The organism is Bradyrhizobium sp. KZN70725 (genome assembly GCF_055264925.1).
Genome location: NZ_JBUYWT010000001.1, coordinates 232709 through 247872, shown reverse-complemented (window position 1 = coordinate 247872; position 15164 = coordinate 232709). Strand labels below are relative to the sequence as shown.

Sequence of the window (15164 nt, the reverse complement as noted above, 5' to 3'; positions counted from 1 at the left end):
TCGCGCAAGCCCACAGACCCTGGTGGACGATACGCAGACTTAAGCGATGCCGATCCCGTCAATGCGTATGCAGGGCGTCGTAGGCGTGCGCAAAAAACACAGCGGCGCTGAGGAGCAGCAGCGCGACAATGGTCGCTTCCATCATGACACTTCCCCATTATTAATTGGGAGAAGTGGTACCGGTCAAATGTTTCCGCCCGGTTTCGTCCGCTGATGAAAATGGTTTCGTGGCAGGATCGCTGCAACAATCGGCTGCCGGATCGAGCTCGCGCGGTGCTCGGATCGCTCGGCATCGATACTGTGACGCCGACCTAAAAGCTACGCCGCCGGGCCCGAAATGGTTTGTCCCGGCGGCGCCCTGTCATTCCCAGCGCTAGGGCCCTGAAATTCCCAGTGTCATTTCCTTAGCAGATCCGCGGAGAGACGGCTGTTGCCGAACTCACACAAGCTTCTAAGAGAGGAGCCGACGCCAGGGCCTACACGTCAGCTCCTCCGAAACGTGACCGTGCTGCGTCCCCAACGGTCCCGTCCCTCTGAGAAGCCTGCGCCGATCTAGTTGCCGATTTGCTAACCGTCCCCTCTCGTCGGCAGGGCGGCCGATACCATCACTCCAATTCTGATATCGTTTTTCGGCGAGCCTGGCCGGGAGGTAATCCCTATTCGTGCTATTGGCGGCAGGAACGAGCGGTGGTTTTGGAAGTAGTGTCTTCCGGCTCCCGGCTCTCATACCCCCAACCCGGCTGGGAGCCACAGGGGCGGCCTCGGCGCGCGGCGTCGGGGTCGTTCTCATCTTGCAGCATCGCTTCAGAAGAGACGCAACGCGAAAACGCTCACTCAGAACGAAATGAGCGCGGCTTAAATTATTGATCTATCGGTAAAATCGCTGGCGCGCTCGGAGAGATTCGAACTCCCGACCCTCGGAATCGAAATCCGATGCTCTATCCAGCTGAGCTACGAGCGCGTAGCGGGTCGATTATCAGACTTGGGCGGGGAGGGCCAGCAGGCAGGCACGGAGCGCGGCACCCAGCGGTGCCGGCACGTCCCGCCGTCTCCCTTATAGCCGTCAGAAGCAGGGATGCCGGCGGTGGTCCTGGCCGATATAGGCGGCCGCGCTCTGGTAGCACTTGTTGCGCGGGGAGCCGTCGTAATAGGCGAAGCTGCCGGCAGTCGGGCCGGGGCCGTAATTGTGCAGATAGCTGATGTGGTAGGGCAGGCCCCAATGGGCGTGGTGGTGATGCCGGTGGTGGCGCGGATGGGCCGTGAGGTCGGCCGCAGCCGCCGGGGTCAGGGCCATCACGGCCAGAGCGAGGGCGGCGAAAAGCTTGGTCTTGGTCATGGGCGGCCTCCGGTCATTTACGGGAATCGGCATTGTGGGCCGCCCCGGGGTCCATTTAACCCGGAAGCGGGGCCAAAAGCTGCGGGAAATCAGCCACAGCGCGCCAAATTTTGCCTTTTTGCGGATGCTTAACGGATTGCCAACACAGTCCGGCCAGAGTCTTGCGGTCAGGTCCCCCCGGGCCCGGCCTTTCCCGCGGTTTCGAACGATCCATGCGCATCACGCCCCTTGTCGCCTTGCTGCTCTCGGTTCTGGCCGCGACGCCCGCGCGGGCGGTGCTGCACATCACGCGCGACCATGGCGGCTATGTCGAGGAGTACAAGGCTAAGTACAAGCAGATCCGCGAGCGCCGCGAGCGCGTCGTGATCGACGGCATCTGCAACTCGGCCTGCACGCTGGTGTTCGGCATCGTGCCGCTGAACAAGATCTGCGTTACGCCGCGGGCCAGCATCGGCTTCCACCAGGCCTATTACGACAAGGCCTTCACCTTCGGCATCAAGGTCACCAGCCTCGAGGGCACCTCCGACCTGATGTCCTACTACCCCGATACGGTGAAGGACTGGATCCGCCGCAATGGCGGGCTCACCACCGAGATGAAGAAGATCAAGAACGGGATCGATCTCTGGAAGATCGTCGATCCCTGTCCGGAAGAGTGGTAGGCGCGGACGCGCTCGCGCTTCGAACCTCCTTCCTCAGGTCCTTGTTCTAGGTCTTCGGGCTTCAAGTCTTCGGGTTTCAGGTCTTGGGCCTGACGTCGCCATCCGACACCAGCAGCACGGACGCCTTCGACTTGCCGAGCACGGCCGCTGCGATGCTGCCGAAATTCAGGCTGTCGCCCTGGATGCGGTCGACGCCGATCACGACGAGGTCGGCCCGGCTTGACGCGATTTCCTGCAGGATCGCGACCTCAGGTGCGGTGTTGGCACGTAGCCGCGTCGTTACGTTGATGTCGTAGCGCGCCGCGGTCGCCGCGATGTCCTTCAGGATGGCTTCCTCATGCGCCAGCGACATGCTGGGGCTGGTGCGGCGGGCGCCCTTGTCGCGTGTGGTCGAGACGTAGACCACCTGCAGCGGCTCGCTCGAAAGGCGCGCCAGCGCGATCGCGACCTCGGCGCCGCGCCGCGAGACGTTGCTGCCCGAGACCGGCACCAGGATCTTCCGCGCATTCGACGAAGCCGCGCTGCTCATATTCCTCGCGCTCCAGCCGCTCCTTCTCGTCCCGGCCGAGCGGCAGCCGCGCCAGCGCGCCGCGCAGCATCGGCGGCATCGCCACGTGGTCAGGATCGCCATGGTCACGATCATCGAGAACATGGTCTGGCTCAGCACCCCCATCGACAGGCCGATGGTGGCGATGATCACCTCGGTCGAGCCGCGCGCATTCATGCCGCTCGCCAGCGCAAGGACTCCTGCCGGGTCAGCCCGCCGAGCGCACCGCCGACAAAGGCGCCGCCGAACTTGCCGATGCTCGCAATCAGCACCAGCGCCGCGGTCAGCCCCAGCACCGACGGATCCTTCAGCACCGTGAGGTCGGCGCTGAGGCCGGCAAGCCCGAAGAATACCGGCAAGAACAGGCTCGAGATCAGCCCGCGCAGCCGCTCGTCGGTCTGCCGGGTCAGGATCGGGGATTCCCCGACCAGCACGCCGGCGATGAAGGCGCCGAGCACGGTGTGCACGCCGATCAGATGCGTGATCATCGCTATCCCGCTCATCAACAGCAGGATCGCGGTGATCACCGCCGCCGAAGAGACCAGATTGTCGTTGGCCCAGCGGATCAGCCGGAACACCACCCGCCGGCCGATCGTGAAGCTGACCGCGAGGAAGGCGAGGGTGGAGAACTGCGCCTGCGCGACCGAGAGGATGTCGAGGCTGCCGCGCGAGGCAAGGCTGAAGATGACAGCGATGATGATCCAGCCGAGGGTGTCCCCCAGCGGATCACCATGGCATCTCCGATTTCCAATTCCGGCGCGGCTCGGCCGGCTTGCCGCATGCGGTCAACGCCCGGGTTCCGAAAGCGATCCCCTGGGTCAGATTTTGGAACAGAGGCACCGGCGGTTCGTTTTGCTCAGGATGCGTTCATCCTGGTGATGCGAATGTCTCCATGAGCGAGCCTGACCGCCGGAGCGGCTGTGGCTCAGCTCGCGCGAACGGGAGGCCGCAATGGCAACCAGATCCAATCTTTCGAAGGCTGAACTCGCGCGTAGCGTTGCCGGCGCTACATCGGCATTGGTGCTTAGTGCGCTCGTCCTGTTCGTCGCCGCGCATCACTTGAGCGGCGGGTAGGAAGGCGGCGCGTGCCGCGCTGATCCATCAAAGCAGGAAGGTCCCGATCAGGAGGCCGGCCGCAAATGCCCACAGCCCGAGGGTGCAGGCCGATATGACCCGGACGAGATTGCGCAAATCCACGTCCTGCCAGCTGCTATGGGACCGATACGTCAATTGCAGGCACCCCCTGCGGTGGCCGCCTTTGCTTCGCTTTTGCGCTTCGCTTTTGCTTCCTGGGCCGACAGCCTGTTCCCGATAGGTGCCGAAATGAAGGCAACCGGTGGTGGCACCCGATCACGCATTTGCGAGCCCGCCGCCTAACGTGCGATGAGATCGGGTGCCGTCGTCATCGCGTTCTAGCTCGTTGTTTGAGCATGATTTTTTCGAAAAATCGCTGCGCACTTTCCCGGATCATGCTCGGGCGTGCGGTATTGTCTTGCTGTCTGTGGGGGCGCCCGCGGCCGGTCAGGCGGCCCGGCGCTTGCGGGTACGTGCCGCCTTTTTCGCCGAGCGCGACCGCTCCGCCGCGGGGCGGCTCGCGGCCGCCTTGCCGCCGAGCTTGCCGCCCTTGCGCGACGGGGAATGATCCTCGCGCGTGCCGCGGCCGGAGCCGCTCTTCTTGCCGCCGTGGGTCTCCTTGTTGACGGTCGCCCATGCGCGCCGCTCGGCTTCGCGATCCGGAACGCCACGCGTCTCGTAGCCTTCCTCGATGTGCTCGGCCTGCCGTTTCTGCTTGTCGGTATAGCTCGACTTGTCGCCTCTGGGCATCGCGCTCTCCTGTCTATTTTGATCGAGACGTCCGCCGGACTTCGGCCGTGTCGTCGTTCGGCTCGACGACCTCGAATCTGGACCGGCTGAAGCGGCCCAATCCGCTGAGCTCGTAATAGCCGTCACGTTCGATATCCTTTGTCACCTCGTAGACGCGTCCGAGCGAGAGCGTCTCCCGCTGCAACGTGTTGTCGACGCAGCGAACGTGAAAAATCTTGCCGGTTTCGGCCATGCGCTCATCCTGAATTGTTGGTTGGTTCGGCGTTACTTATCGCGCAACGTCACGATCGCAACCGGCAACCCTGCCGCGGGCCGATCACGAAATTTCGTTCGGTAACTTCCATTCGGGCGCCGGTTCGAACACTTCGCTGTCGCCGGGAATTCGCTTCATGTGATAGCCGGCCGGCAGCACCTGGCCCGGCGCTTCATCCGCCACCGGAACGTCGAAGATCAGTCCGCAGATCAGTGCATGTTCCCACGCTTGCTTCTCCGTCGGAAAAGCCTTGTCGATCTGTCTGTCGCGATCGAACAGCGCGTAGGGCATCTGGCATCCTCGCTGCATTGGCTTGGCGTAGGCGGCTCGCTTGTCGTTCGCCCGATATGTCGAAAACGTCCGTTGCCGACCGGTGTTCCTAAATTCGCCCGCCAGCCGCGAACGCCGAGCCGCTCCCTTGCATGATATCGCTGAGATATTTCGCCGGTGGCTTGCCGAGCGCCTTCTTGAACATGGTGATGAAGGCTGTGACGGATTCATAACCGAGCTCGGACGAGACCTGCTGAACGCTCGCGCCGGCGGAGAGTTCGCGCAACGCGACGATCAAATGCAGTTGCTGACGCCAGCGTCCGAATGTCAGGCCGGTTTCCCTCAGGATGAGACGCGCGAGACTGGTCTCGCTCAGCGCCACGCGTTCGGCCCATTCAGCGATCGTGCGGCGATCGGCCGGATCGTCGGCGAGCGCTGCCGCGATCCGTCGCAAGCGTGGCTCGGGCGAGATCGGCAGATGCAGCTGCTGCAGCGGCATGCGCGGCAATTCGCTCAGCAGCAATTGCGCAACGAGGGTTTCAGTGCCGTGGTCCTGCTGCATACGGTCGGAAAGCGCGATGATCAGCTCTCGCAGCAAGGGTGAGATCGACAATGTGCAGCAGCGGTCGGGCAGGTCGGCCGCACCGGGCTCGATGAAGACGAAGAAGATTCGTGCATTGGCGGTTGCGATATTGGTGTGGCGCGTGCCGCCGGGAAGCCAGACGCCGCAATGCGGCGGCACCATCCACAACCCGTTCGGAACGCGGCACATCACGCCGCCGCCGAGTGCGAAGACGAGCTGTCCCTTCCGGTGTGCATGCTCGGCTGCCTCGACCTTGTTTTCGGTGACGTCGAGGCGCACGGCGATGGCCGTTGCCGCGACGTCATCCGGATCAAGGTCCGGCCAGGGATAGCGAAGTTGAAAGCCCATAACGGAGCTGGAAACCCGTCGAGTGACCGAATTTAGCGATCGATAGAATAGATATGTAAATTCTTCCGACAGCCAAGTCGATAGCTTGGCGCAGATGGGCAGGAGCATGCGATGACGATGATAGCGCCGATGCGCACGCTGGGCGGGCAGGGGCTGTTGTTGATGGGGATCCTGCTGATCGCCTCCACGCTCCGCGCGCCCATTACCGGCGTCGCGCCGATGCTCGGCATGATCGGTGAGACCATCGGGATCAGCGCGGCGAGGCCGGAATCCTGACGACGCTGCCCTTGCTGGCGTTCGCCGCGATCTCACCGGTTGCAGCTGTGCTCGGGCGCGAATGGGGCATCGAGCGGTCGCTGTTCGGTGCGCTGCTTGTCATCGCGGCCGGGATCGCGCTGCGCTCGTCCGGTCCGGTCTGGGCGCTGTTCGCGGGCACCGCCACCATTGGTGCCGGAATCGCCGTTGGAAATGTGCTGCTGCCGAGCCTGCTCAAGCGGGACTTTCCGACTCGCATCGCCAGCCTGACCGGCGCTTACGCGATCACGTCCGCATTGGCCCAGGCGCTCGCATCTGTCGTGGCCATCCCGCTCGCGCAATTGCCGGGATCGAACTGGCATCTCTCGCTTGCGAGCACGCTGATCTTTCCGTTGGTGGCGCTGATAGCCTGGGCACCCCAGCTGGGCACGCACGCGGCCCCGACGGTCGAGCCGGCCTCGCCGCCGCATCGCGGGCGCATCTGGCACTCGCTGCTCGCCTGGCAGGTGACCGGCTTCCTCGGCCCGACCTCTTTGGTGTTCTACATCATCGTCGGATGGCTGCCCGCCATCCTCGTGCAGGCAGGTTACGCGGCGGCGACGGCGGGTACGCTGCACGGTGTGCTGCAATTGGCGACCGCGCTTCCCGGCCTGATCCTCGGGCCGATGGTCCGGCGCATGAAGGACCAGCGCGGGATTGCGATCGCCGTGTCGCTTGCGACCTGCCTCTCGCTGCTGGGATTGTGGCAGTGTCCGTCGCTCGCAATGCTGTGGGTCGCGCTGTTCGGCTTCGGGGCGGGTGCAGCCTTCATCCTCGGCTTGACATTCGTCAGCTTGCGTACCTCGCACAGCCATCAGGCGGCAGCGCTGTCGGGCATGGCGCAGTGCCTGGGCTATTCGCTCGCCGCCGCGGGCCCGCCGCTCGCCGGACTTGCCCATGATGCGACCGGAAGCTGGGAGGTTGCGCTCGCATGCTGCGTCGTCGCGACGGTGTTGATGGCAGTCCTGGGCCGATCAGCCGGCCGTGCGGCGACAATCTGATTGTCGTTCGATGCGGAAATATCGCGAGCCAGATCCCACTCGCCACAAGGCGCGGCGGCGGGCGGTCGGTTGTCTGCGCCGCAGGCGCGCGCTACAGAAGGCGGGAAGCTTCGCAAGCAAGAGCCAAGGGAAAAGTATCGTTGAGGACATCTGCCAGCACGCGCATCGTGATCGGATCGACGCTCTTTGCCTTGGCGTCGAGCGCATTCCTTTTTCTGGTTCCTCCGAGTCCGATCGACAGGAACCTGCTGCGTGGCGCCTTCCGTGTTTACAAGGGATATGCGTATCTCATCCCCGTCAAATACGTGGACGGCACGCTCGAGACTGCCCGATTGTACGAAGACGACCGGCTGCTCGGCCCCGCGAACACCGCCCAGCAAGAGATCATCGACAAGGGTGCCGGCCGCTTCGCATTTTACCGGGACACCTGGAATTACTTTGGCCCGGCCTTGATGTTCTCGACAAGCGACAACACCGACCCGAATACCAACGGCAGGAAGTATCACCTGAGATGACGAACTGACCTGCGCTGTGTCCGGCTGTCGTCACGTCGTGCGTATCACGCCCAGTTCCTTCGACCGTTGGAGAAGAGCCGGCCGGTAAGGCGGGGAGGGATCGTCGTCGTCAGGGATGGCGCAATGGCCGAACTCCTGCTGGATGCGCTGGATCTCCATGACCCGATCGTTCAACCGCTGCAGATGCTCAAGCGATGTTGCCTTCCAGTAGCGGAAGGTGTCGAGCGTAATCGGCACGAAGGCGGTGCCGAACAGCGTTGGATCGGGCACGATGGTCCGCCCGAGCAGCAGGTAGCGGTCCTGACCGACGATGACGAGGGTGGCATACGGCCGCCCTTCACTTACCCTGAGGCCCTTCAACGAAAGTTCGCACAGCTTGCTGAAATAGGGTTCCTCGCGCCAGCGGTCGGGATCATCGAGGTCGACCTGCACATTCAGCGCGTCGAGCCCGAAATGCGGCACCATGCCCGTGGTCTCGGGAAACCAATCATCATCGAGGTGGCCTTGCAGCCAGGCACAGCTGAATGAGCGGCACTGCCGGGGACGCTCGTGGTAGATCTCGCATCCGCCACCCGCCAGGATGTGGCTGCAGACCGTATTCACCGGCTTGCTGAGATCGGTCACCTCAAGCACCTTGCAGCAGAGGGTGCATGATCCACATTTTCTGACCGTCGGAGCCACGGGAAAGCCGAGGGCCCACGAGCCCTGCCGTTCGCGGAGGAGCAGCTTCTGCTTCTCCAGCGTGCTCAGTGCACGCTCGACCTTGAGACGCGACAATCTGGTCACACCGATAATATCTTTCGTCGTCGTCGCGCCGCTCTCGACCGCCCGAACGACGACCAACGCCACTTGATCCATTGTTTTTCTTCTTGTCCGGCTCGTGGCCGGCTCTTCTTGTGCAGTGTTTTTGGCCGCCGGTATTCGGCGACGGTATATTCCAGTGCAATCCGGAACGTGCCGCGACCGACGGCTGCGAGATTCTGCCGAAGCGTATCGGTGAGGGCGACGTGTCGCATCCGATAAACGCGCATGGCATCCCTGAGGACAAATCGTCGTGATTGGCAGCGCGTGCGGCCGGCGCTTCGCGTGAGAGGACTGGCGAGGTCCGCGAGCTCGCGAGCCTCTGTCACCGCGGCAAGTCGACCCGACGGGCAACTCAGTGAAAACCTGTCAAACCACTGACCGCGCAACACAGCCAGTGTCGTCCCTGCCTAGTGCGCAATTGCGCACGGGAGCAGGGACCCATAACCACAAATGCTGATTGTTGCGCGATGCTGATACGACGAGTCCCGTTCACAACAACCGCCGCGGAGTATGGGTCCCTGCTTTCGCAGGGACGACGCCAGGAAAGAGCCGTGAGCTCTCATTCTCCTTCTTTCCGGCGTCATGCGCGGGTGATGACACCGCGTGTTGGTCATCTTGAATTGCGACTCATCCCCACTGTCGTGCCTGCTTGCGCCGGGAAGAAAGTGTGCTTGCGGAAACAGGCGCGGCACCCCACAAAATTCGCGATTGCTGGTTGCTTCATCTTCAGGCAATGACGGTCTGCAATGAACAAGAGCTTCGAGGAAACTGCCGCTCGTCTGGCGCCGGCGATCTTTGTCGTGCTGTGGAGCACCGGATTCATCGGCACCAAATACGTCATCAACAATGCGGAGCCGCTGACCTATCTGGCGATCCGGATGGCGTTCGTGGTGGTGGTGATGGCGGTCATCGCCGCGATCGCGCGGCCGAACTGGCCGGACCGGACTGGTATTTTCCACAGCGCGGTCGCCGGCATCCTGGTGCACGGCTTCTATCTCGGCGGCACCGCGATTGCGATCGCGCATTCGGTTCCGGCGGGGCTCTCGGCCTTCATCCCGGGCCTGCAGCCGATCCTGACCTCGACCATTGCCAACCGCTGGCTGGGCGAGCGCGTCACGCCGCTGCAATGGGGCGGACTGGTGCTCGGCCTCGCCGGCGTCGTCTTGATCCTGCACAACCGGCCGATGACGAGCGAGGCGGGGTGGGGCTGGCTCGCCTCCGGCGTCTCGCTGATCAGCATCACCTTGGGCACGCTCTATCAACGGCGCTATTGCAACCGGATCGACTGGCGCGCCGGCAATCTGGTGCAGTACATAGCGGTGACGATCTTCTTCGGTATCGGCGCCTTCGTGTTCGAGACCAATGTGGTGCATTGGACCGGCGAGTTCGTGCTGGCGCTGGCCTGGCTCGTGTTCGCGCTGTCGATCGGTTCGATCGGGCTGTTGTACTGGCTGATCCGTCACCATGCCGCGACCTCGGTCGCGAGCCTGTTCTATCTGGTGCCGGCGGTGACCGCGCTGATGGCCTACGTCCTGTTCGACGAGCGGCTGGATCATGTCGCCATTGCCGGCATGGCCGCCTGCGCCGCGGCGGTGCTGCTGGTCAATCGCCGCGCTTAGTCTTTGCGACGGATCTTCGCGTAAGCTGCAAGCGCGCGTTCGCGCCCCTGCTTGTGATCAACGATCGGCGGCGGGTACGTCTTGCCGAGTTCGATGCCGGCGCTCGCCAGCTCGATCGGTGTCGCTGTCCAGGGCTGATGGATCAGCTCGTTGGAGAGCTGCGCGAGCTCCGGCACCCAGCGCCTGACATAGCCGCCGTCGGGATCGAATTTCTCGCCCTGCAGGACCGGATTGAAGACGCGGAAATAGGGCGCGGCGTCAGCGCCGCAGCCCGCGACCCATTGCCAGTTGGCGGGATTGGAGCCGGCATCTGCATCGACCAGCGTATCCCAGAACCATTGTTCGCCTGTGCGCCAGTCGATCAAGAGGTGCTTGACCAGGAACGAGGCCGCCACCATTCGCACCCGGTTGTGCATCACGCCGCTGTGCCAGAGCTCGCGCATGCCGGCATCGACGATCGGATAGCCGGTGAGTCCGCGTTGCCACGCCTCCAGGGCGAGAGCGTTGCGCCTCCACCGAAAGGCATCGAACAGCTCCTGCAAGTTCCGATCCGCCATATCGGGGACGTCGAACAGCAGATGGCGGCAGAATTCGCGCCAGCCGAGCTCGCTAAGGAACTTGTCGATGTCGCCGGCAAGGCGCGAGTCTTCCGCGGCGGCGAAGCGGGCCGCGTGAAAGACCTGCCGCGGGCTGATCTCGCCGAAGCGCAGATGCGGCGACAGGTGCGAGGTGCCGTCGCGGTCGGGCCGATCGCGGTCGTCGGTGTAACCGCTGATCCCCTCATCGAGGAATCGCTTCAGCCGCGCCTGCGCCGCGGCTTCACCCGGTGTCCAGGTCTCGCGCAGGCCGCCGGCCCAATCCGGCCGTGTCGGTTCGAGACCCCAGTCATCGAGGGCGTCGCTCGCGATGCCGCCGATGGATGTGAGTCTCTTCGGCGCCGGCAATGGCCTTGGCGGATCGCCGAGGCCTTGGACGCGCCGCCAGAACGGCGTGAACACGCGCAAGGCCCGGTTGTCCTTGTTGCGGAGCGCCTTCGGTTCGACGAGCAGATCGCCGCGGAAAATTTGCGAGTCGATGCTGTCACTTGCGAGCGCGGCTTCGACTTCTCTGGCAACGGCCTGATGCGGAGCCTGCGCGATGTCGTTCCAGAATACGGCGCGTGCGCCGATTTCGCGCGCCAACGTGGCGATCACCGACGCGGCCGGTCCGGTGCGCAGCACCAGCGATCCGCCTGCCATGGTGAGGCTCTTGCCAAGTGCGCGCAACGACTGCGCCAGCCACCAGCGCGTCGCACCCCCGAGCCGACGTAAGGCCGGCGGCATCAATGCACGGCTCTCTTCGTCGCGCACATAGAGGCCGACGACCGGCGCGCCGCTTGCCGCCGCCTCATGCAACGCCGGGTGATCCGACAGCCGCAGATCGTCACGAAACCAGACGATGATCGTCTGTGCGCGGGTCACCCGGACGCAGTGAGCCTGCCGCTACTTCGGCTGCGGCACGATGCGGATGTAAGGCTTCGGCGCCTTCCAGCCCTGCGGGTAGATCGTCTTGGCTTCGTCGTCGCTGACCGAGCCCGCGATGATCACGTCCTCGCCCTGCTTCCAGTCGGCAGGGGTGGCGACGCGGTGCTTGGCGGTCATCTGCAGCGAGTCGATCGAGCGCAGGATCTCCTGGAAATTCCGGCCGGTGGTCATCGGATAGACCATCACCAGCTTGATCTTCTTGTCCGGTCCGATCACGAACACGTTGCGGACGGTCTGGTTGTCGGCGGCGGTGCGGGTGAGGGGATCGCCCGAGGTCGAGGCCGGCAGCATGTCGTAGAGCTTTGACACGTTGAAATCGGTGTCGCCGATCATCGGATAGTTCGGCGCCGCGCCCTGGGTTTCCTTGATGTCGTCGGACCATTTGGCGTGGCGGTCCACCGGGTCGACCGACAAGCCCATCAGCTTGACGCCGCGCTTGTCGAACTCAGGCTTCAGGCGGGCGAGCGCACCGAGCTCGGTGGTGCAGACCGGGGTGAAGTCCTTGGGATGGGAGAACAAAAGCGCCCAGCTGTTGCCGATCCAGTCATGGAACTTGATCTTTCCTTCGGTCGTCTCGGCTTCGAAGTCGGGGGCGACGGCGCCAATCTGAAGTGCCATGATTTTACCTCATCTCTTTGAAGTTGCGATTGAATTTGTATTTGAGGCTGTCTGTTCCAGTATAGGACGGGATAAGGCTTAAGTGAACGGGTTCTGAAAAAAGGTGAAACATTTCTCCTTGAGGACGGAATTCCAAGCAACTTGTTTTGATCCGGATCCCTGCGGCGAAACATCAGCTGCGGCACAAAGGCTTGGAAATGCCCAGATAATGCCGCTTATCGCAGTCATCACGCCGGCCCTGGCTGCTATAGGACTGAACCGTGACGACGTTTAAAGCGACCAAATAGCAACCATCTAAAAATCTCGGAACGCAAGTTCCGAATCATTAACCACTCGTTTACGCCCGCATGGAAAAGCTGGCCTGAGATAGGAATTGAAAGCTCCCACAATGTCTACCCCAAGTACCAAGACCGCTGAGCCTCTCAGCGGTGCGTTGCATCCGTCCTGCCGCAAGACTGCCGCCCATGCGCTCACCATTGTGCGCGACGGCGTGATCACCGGCGAAGGCCCGACCACCAAGGGCCGCATCCATTTCTCCCGGTCTCTCGATGCCGATGACGCTGCCTGGTGCGCGCGCATCCTGACGGCGGCCGCGGTCGAGCATCAGCCGATCAGCCGGGCCGAGATCGAGGCGCTGTTCGCGATCAACGAGGCCGCCGCCGAGCGCAGCGATGGCGGCCGGTTCGACGATCTGCTCGCCAAGGCGATCGCCCACCATGCCGCCTCCGAGTCCGGCCTGCCGGTGCCGCCGCGCACGGTGGCGCTGTCGCCCGACACCGAGATCGATCGCTGGGCGCCGAGGCAGGGCGCCAAGATGGACACCAAGGTCCTGGAGTGGATCGCGGGCCAGATGCGCGGTCAGCGCCGCACCGGCCGCGCGCTGGCGGCGATGGTAGCGACGCTGGTCGGCGCGACCGCGCTGCCGCTCGCGGCGCAGCTCCCCAACGTGTTCGACATCGGGATGATGTAAGCCATCATCCCGCGTAACTGGAATTCGACGAAAACGGCGGGGATTACTTCCCCGCCGTTTTCTGTTTGCCGCCGGTTTCCTCGAGTCCGAGCGTCCGCCCCGGAAACCCGGCGACGTCGAAATAGCGGGTCGAGAGCACTCGCTGGAATTTCAACACGGTGCGCAGGCCGTTGGCCGACGGCTTCTTCGACATGATGGTGCCCTCGACCATCTTCGGCACGATGCCGTTCGGCAGCGCCTCCGACATCACTCGGCCGATCAGCCCGCCATTGTTCGGCGCGCGCAGGCCGAGCAGCTGGGCGGCGGTCATGCCGACATCGGCGTTGCTGACCGGTAGCGGATCGACATAGCCCGCCTTGAAGTCGGGGCCGATCGCCGCAGTGAAGTTGAAGGTGTCGCCGCGGCTGAAGCTTCCATGCATGCCCTGGCCCTGGCGCAGCACGGTGTCGGCGACCTGCACCGAGCAGTTGGTCGGGATCTCGCAACCGCTCGACCAGGAGCGGAAATTGACCACGATCGACGGGTTCGGTGTCACCGCCTTGCCCTTCAGATTGAGGTTCGACATCGGCAGCGTGCCGGGGAAGGTGCCGAGCTTGTCGTCGACAAACAGGCCGCTGACATAGTCCTGCTCGAGCAGCGCCTTGATGACGCGGTCGGCGAGCTTCTTGTCGCGGTTCGGCAGATAGATCAGGTCCGAGCCGCCATTGGTGGCGATCACGGCATCGGGCTTGGCCGGATCCTGGCCGAGCACGCCGTTGCCGGCCTTCGGGTGTGCGTTGTCGGCGACCTTGGCGTTCTTGTCGTTGGGGTCGAACAGCGGCAGGTCCAGCGCCCTGGCGAGGTCGATCGCCACAAAGCCCATCGGCAGGAAATCCTTCGGCGTGTCGCTGTAGGCGATCTTGGCCGAGGGGCTGGTCTTGCTCTCCTTCGAGATCGTCGAGAACCCGTGGTCGGAGGAGATCATGATGTTGGTGTCGGCGGAAAGGCCGAGCTCGTCGAGCGCCTTGCGCAGCTGCGCGAGGTTGTTGTCGGCGTTCTTGATGCCCGCCATCGAGGTCGGGCCGTTGATGCCGGGGGTGATGGTGTTGAGGCTGTCGCCGGTGTTGTGCTGGCTGCCGTCCGGATCGCGCGACCAGAACACCAGCACGAACGGCTTGTTGCGCGCCTTGAACATCGGCAGCACCACCTTGGTCGCGACGTCGGCCATGTAGGCCTGCTGCGCCACGTTGGCGACCGTGGTGCCGGGCGTCTTGGCATCGCCCGCCTTGGCGTTGTCGCCGCGGCTCGGGGTGGCGAGCGGAAGACCGGCCTTGGTCAGCGCGTCCTTCATCTCGTCGGAGAGCGGCACGCCGGTCTTGCCGCCGGTGGAATCGTCGACCACGATCGTGTTCTTGCCGCGATCGGTGTGGTCGAACAGCAGGGTCGGGCCGACCTTGCCGATGGCGGCGGTGCTGAAACCCTGGCCGCGGGCCATCTTTAGCAGCGTCTCCTCGTTGAGGTAGTCGCCGTTGAAGTGATCGTCGACATCGGCGAGCACCGCGTCGTTCTCGATGAAGGGGACCACGGTGTCGCCCGCCGGCGCCGAGGTGTAGCCGGTATAGATCGTGTTGGAGAAGGTGCCGGTGTCGCCGAGATAATGGCCGGTCGACAGCGCCGAGCTGTTCGCCATCGTGAAGGTCGGGAACAGCGAGTGCGAATTCTTGAAGTTGACGCCCTTGTCGCGGATTTCCGCCATCGCAGGCGCCGTCTGCGGCGTCACGATGCCGCCACGCAGGCCGTCCGGGACGAACAGGATGAGGTTGCGGGGCTTGGCGTTCTGCGCCGAGGCGGCGCCCGCCGAAAGCGCGATCATGCTCGCGGACAGTAAGGTAATGGCACGACGCATATTGCTGTTCCCCCTGATGAAGCCCCGCGGCAGCCCGCCGCAGCCTTCGTTTAGTTTTGCCATATGACAGAAATGTTACAGCGCTTGCTCGGCGCTGTAACGGCCGGATTTTTCC

At 63.7% G+C, this 15164-nt stretch carries 15 protein-coding genes, 1 tRNA gene and 1 pseudogene; 6 read left to right on the top strand and 11 right to left on the bottom strand.

From position 1 onward, the window contains the following. Window positions 1–884 precede the first annotated feature (884 nt). Together ACZBJS_RS01270 and ACZBJS_RS01265 are read right to left on the bottom strand one after the other, a co-directional pair. Window positions 885–961, bottom strand: a tRNA-Arg gene (locus ACZBJS_RS01270). Between the two features lie 102 nt (window positions 962–1063). Beyond that, window positions 1064–1336: a hypothetical protein gene (locus ACZBJS_RS01265; RefSeq protein WP_076831273.1), complete on the bottom strand. Its 273-nt coding sequence runs from the start codon at window positions 1334–1336 to the stop codon at window positions 1064–1066. 212 nt (window positions 1337–1548) lie between these two features. Between ACZBJS_RS01265 and ACZBJS_RS01260 the strand changes: the two genes are divergently transcribed. Continuing rightward, a complete protein-coding gene (locus ACZBJS_RS01260) occupies window positions 1549–1995 on the top strand; it encodes a hypothetical protein (protein WP_028339233.1) in 447 nt (148 codons plus the stop codon). A 76-nt stretch (window positions 1996–2071) separates the two neighbouring features. Here the strand turns inward: ACZBJS_RS01260 and ACZBJS_RS01255 are convergent. The 5 genes and pseudogenes from ACZBJS_RS01255 to ACZBJS_RS01235 form a co-directional block, all read right to left on the bottom strand. Beyond that, a pseudogene (locus ACZBJS_RS01255) lies at window positions 2072–3264 on the bottom strand (cation:proton antiporter domain-containing protein); the annotation flags it as partial. 799 nt (window positions 3265–4063) lie between these two features. Next, the gene (locus ACZBJS_RS01250) at window positions 4064–4366 is read right to left on the bottom strand and encodes a hypothetical protein (RefSeq protein ID WP_050385697.1); all 303 of its coding nucleotides are present in this window, start codon (window positions 4364–4366) and stop codon (window positions 4064–4066) included. 13 nt (window positions 4367–4379) lie between these two features. Continuing rightward, window positions 4380–4598: a hypothetical protein gene (locus tag ACZBJS_RS01245; protein WP_316396774.1), complete on the bottom strand. Its 219-nt coding sequence runs from the start codon at window positions 4596–4598 to the stop codon at window positions 4380–4382. Between the two features lie 84 nt (window positions 4599–4682). Beyond that, the gene (locus ACZBJS_RS01240; RefSeq protein ID WP_076831268.1) at window positions 4683–4910 is read right to left on the bottom strand and encodes a hypothetical protein; all 228 of its coding nucleotides are present in this window, start codon (window positions 4908–4910) and stop codon (window positions 4683–4685) included. A gap of 88 nt (window positions 4911–4998) precedes the next feature. After that, the gene (locus tag ACZBJS_RS01235; protein WP_463438272.1) at window positions 4999–5820 is read right to left on the bottom strand and encodes an AraC family transcriptional regulator; all 822 of its coding nucleotides are present in this window, start codon (window positions 5818–5820) and stop codon (window positions 4999–5001) included. Between the two features lie 111 nt (window positions 5821–5931). On the opposite strand from ACZBJS_RS01235, the gene ACZBJS_RS01230 reads away from it, so the two are divergent. The 3 genes from ACZBJS_RS01230 to ACZBJS_RS01220 are packed head-to-tail and all read left to right on the top strand — an operon-like array spanning window position 5932 to window position 7630. Further along, window positions 5932–6096 (top strand): hypothetical protein, encoded by a 165-nt coding sequence (locus ACZBJS_RS01230; protein WP_463438271.1) that lies wholly within the window; start codon window positions 5932–5934, stop codon window positions 6094–6096. Window positions 6097–6107: 11 nt separating this feature from the next. Beyond that, complete coding sequence (locus tag ACZBJS_RS01225) at window positions 6108–7115, top strand: MFS transporter (RefSeq protein WP_463438270.1); 1008 nt, start codon at window positions 6108–6110, stop codon at window positions 7113–7115. Next, window positions 7046–7630, top strand: coding sequence for a hypothetical protein (locus ACZBJS_RS01220; protein WP_463438289.1), 585 nt, complete (start codon window positions 7046–7048; stop codon window positions 7628–7630). Before ACZBJS_RS01225 ends, ACZBJS_RS01220 begins: the two co-directional genes overlap by 70 nt. A 30-nt stretch (window positions 7631–7660) precedes the next feature. Here ACZBJS_RS01220 and ACZBJS_RS01215 read toward each other — a convergent pair whose 3' ends face one another. Then, a complete protein-coding gene (locus tag ACZBJS_RS01215; protein ID WP_316396782.1) occupies window positions 7661–8488 on the bottom strand; it encodes a YkgJ family cysteine cluster protein in 828 nt (275 codons plus the stop codon). Window positions 8489–9180: 692 nt separating this feature from the next. On the opposite strand from ACZBJS_RS01215, the gene ACZBJS_RS01210 reads away from it, so the two are divergent. Next, the gene (locus ACZBJS_RS01210) at window positions 9181–10053 is read left to right on the top strand and encodes a DMT family transporter (RefSeq protein ID WP_316399121.1); all 873 of its coding nucleotides are present in this window, start codon (window positions 9181–9183) and stop codon (window positions 10051–10053) included. On the opposite strand, the gene ACZBJS_RS01205 is transcribed toward ACZBJS_RS01210, so the two are convergent. Both ACZBJS_RS01205 and ACZBJS_RS01200 read right to left on the bottom strand, forming a co-directional pair. Continuing rightward, window positions 10050–11513, bottom strand: coding sequence for a cryptochrome/photolyase family protein (locus ACZBJS_RS01205; protein ID WP_463438269.1), 1464 nt, complete (start codon window positions 11511–11513; stop codon window positions 10050–10052). The genes ACZBJS_RS01210 and ACZBJS_RS01205 overlap by 4 nt on opposite strands. 21 nt (window positions 11514–11534) lie before the next feature. Continuing rightward, entirely contained in the window at window positions 11535–12194 is a 660-nt protein-coding gene (locus ACZBJS_RS01200; protein WP_028337644.1) for a peroxiredoxin, read from the bottom strand. Window positions 12195–12582: 388 nt separating this feature from the next. Here ACZBJS_RS01200 and ACZBJS_RS01195 point away from each other — a divergent pair, with 388 nt between their 5' ends. Continuing rightward, window positions 12583–13164, top strand: a complete 582-nt coding sequence (locus ACZBJS_RS01195) for a hypothetical protein (RefSeq protein WP_057017042.1) — start codon at window positions 12583–12585, stop codon at window positions 13162–13164. Between the two features lie 43 nt (window positions 13165–13207). Here ACZBJS_RS01195 and ACZBJS_RS01190 read toward each other — a convergent pair whose 3' ends face one another. Beyond that, window positions 13208–15049, bottom strand: a complete 1842-nt coding sequence (locus ACZBJS_RS01190; protein WP_463438268.1) for an alkaline phosphatase family protein — start codon at window positions 15047–15049, stop codon at window positions 13208–13210. Between the last annotated feature and the right edge of the window lie 115 nt (window positions 15050–15164).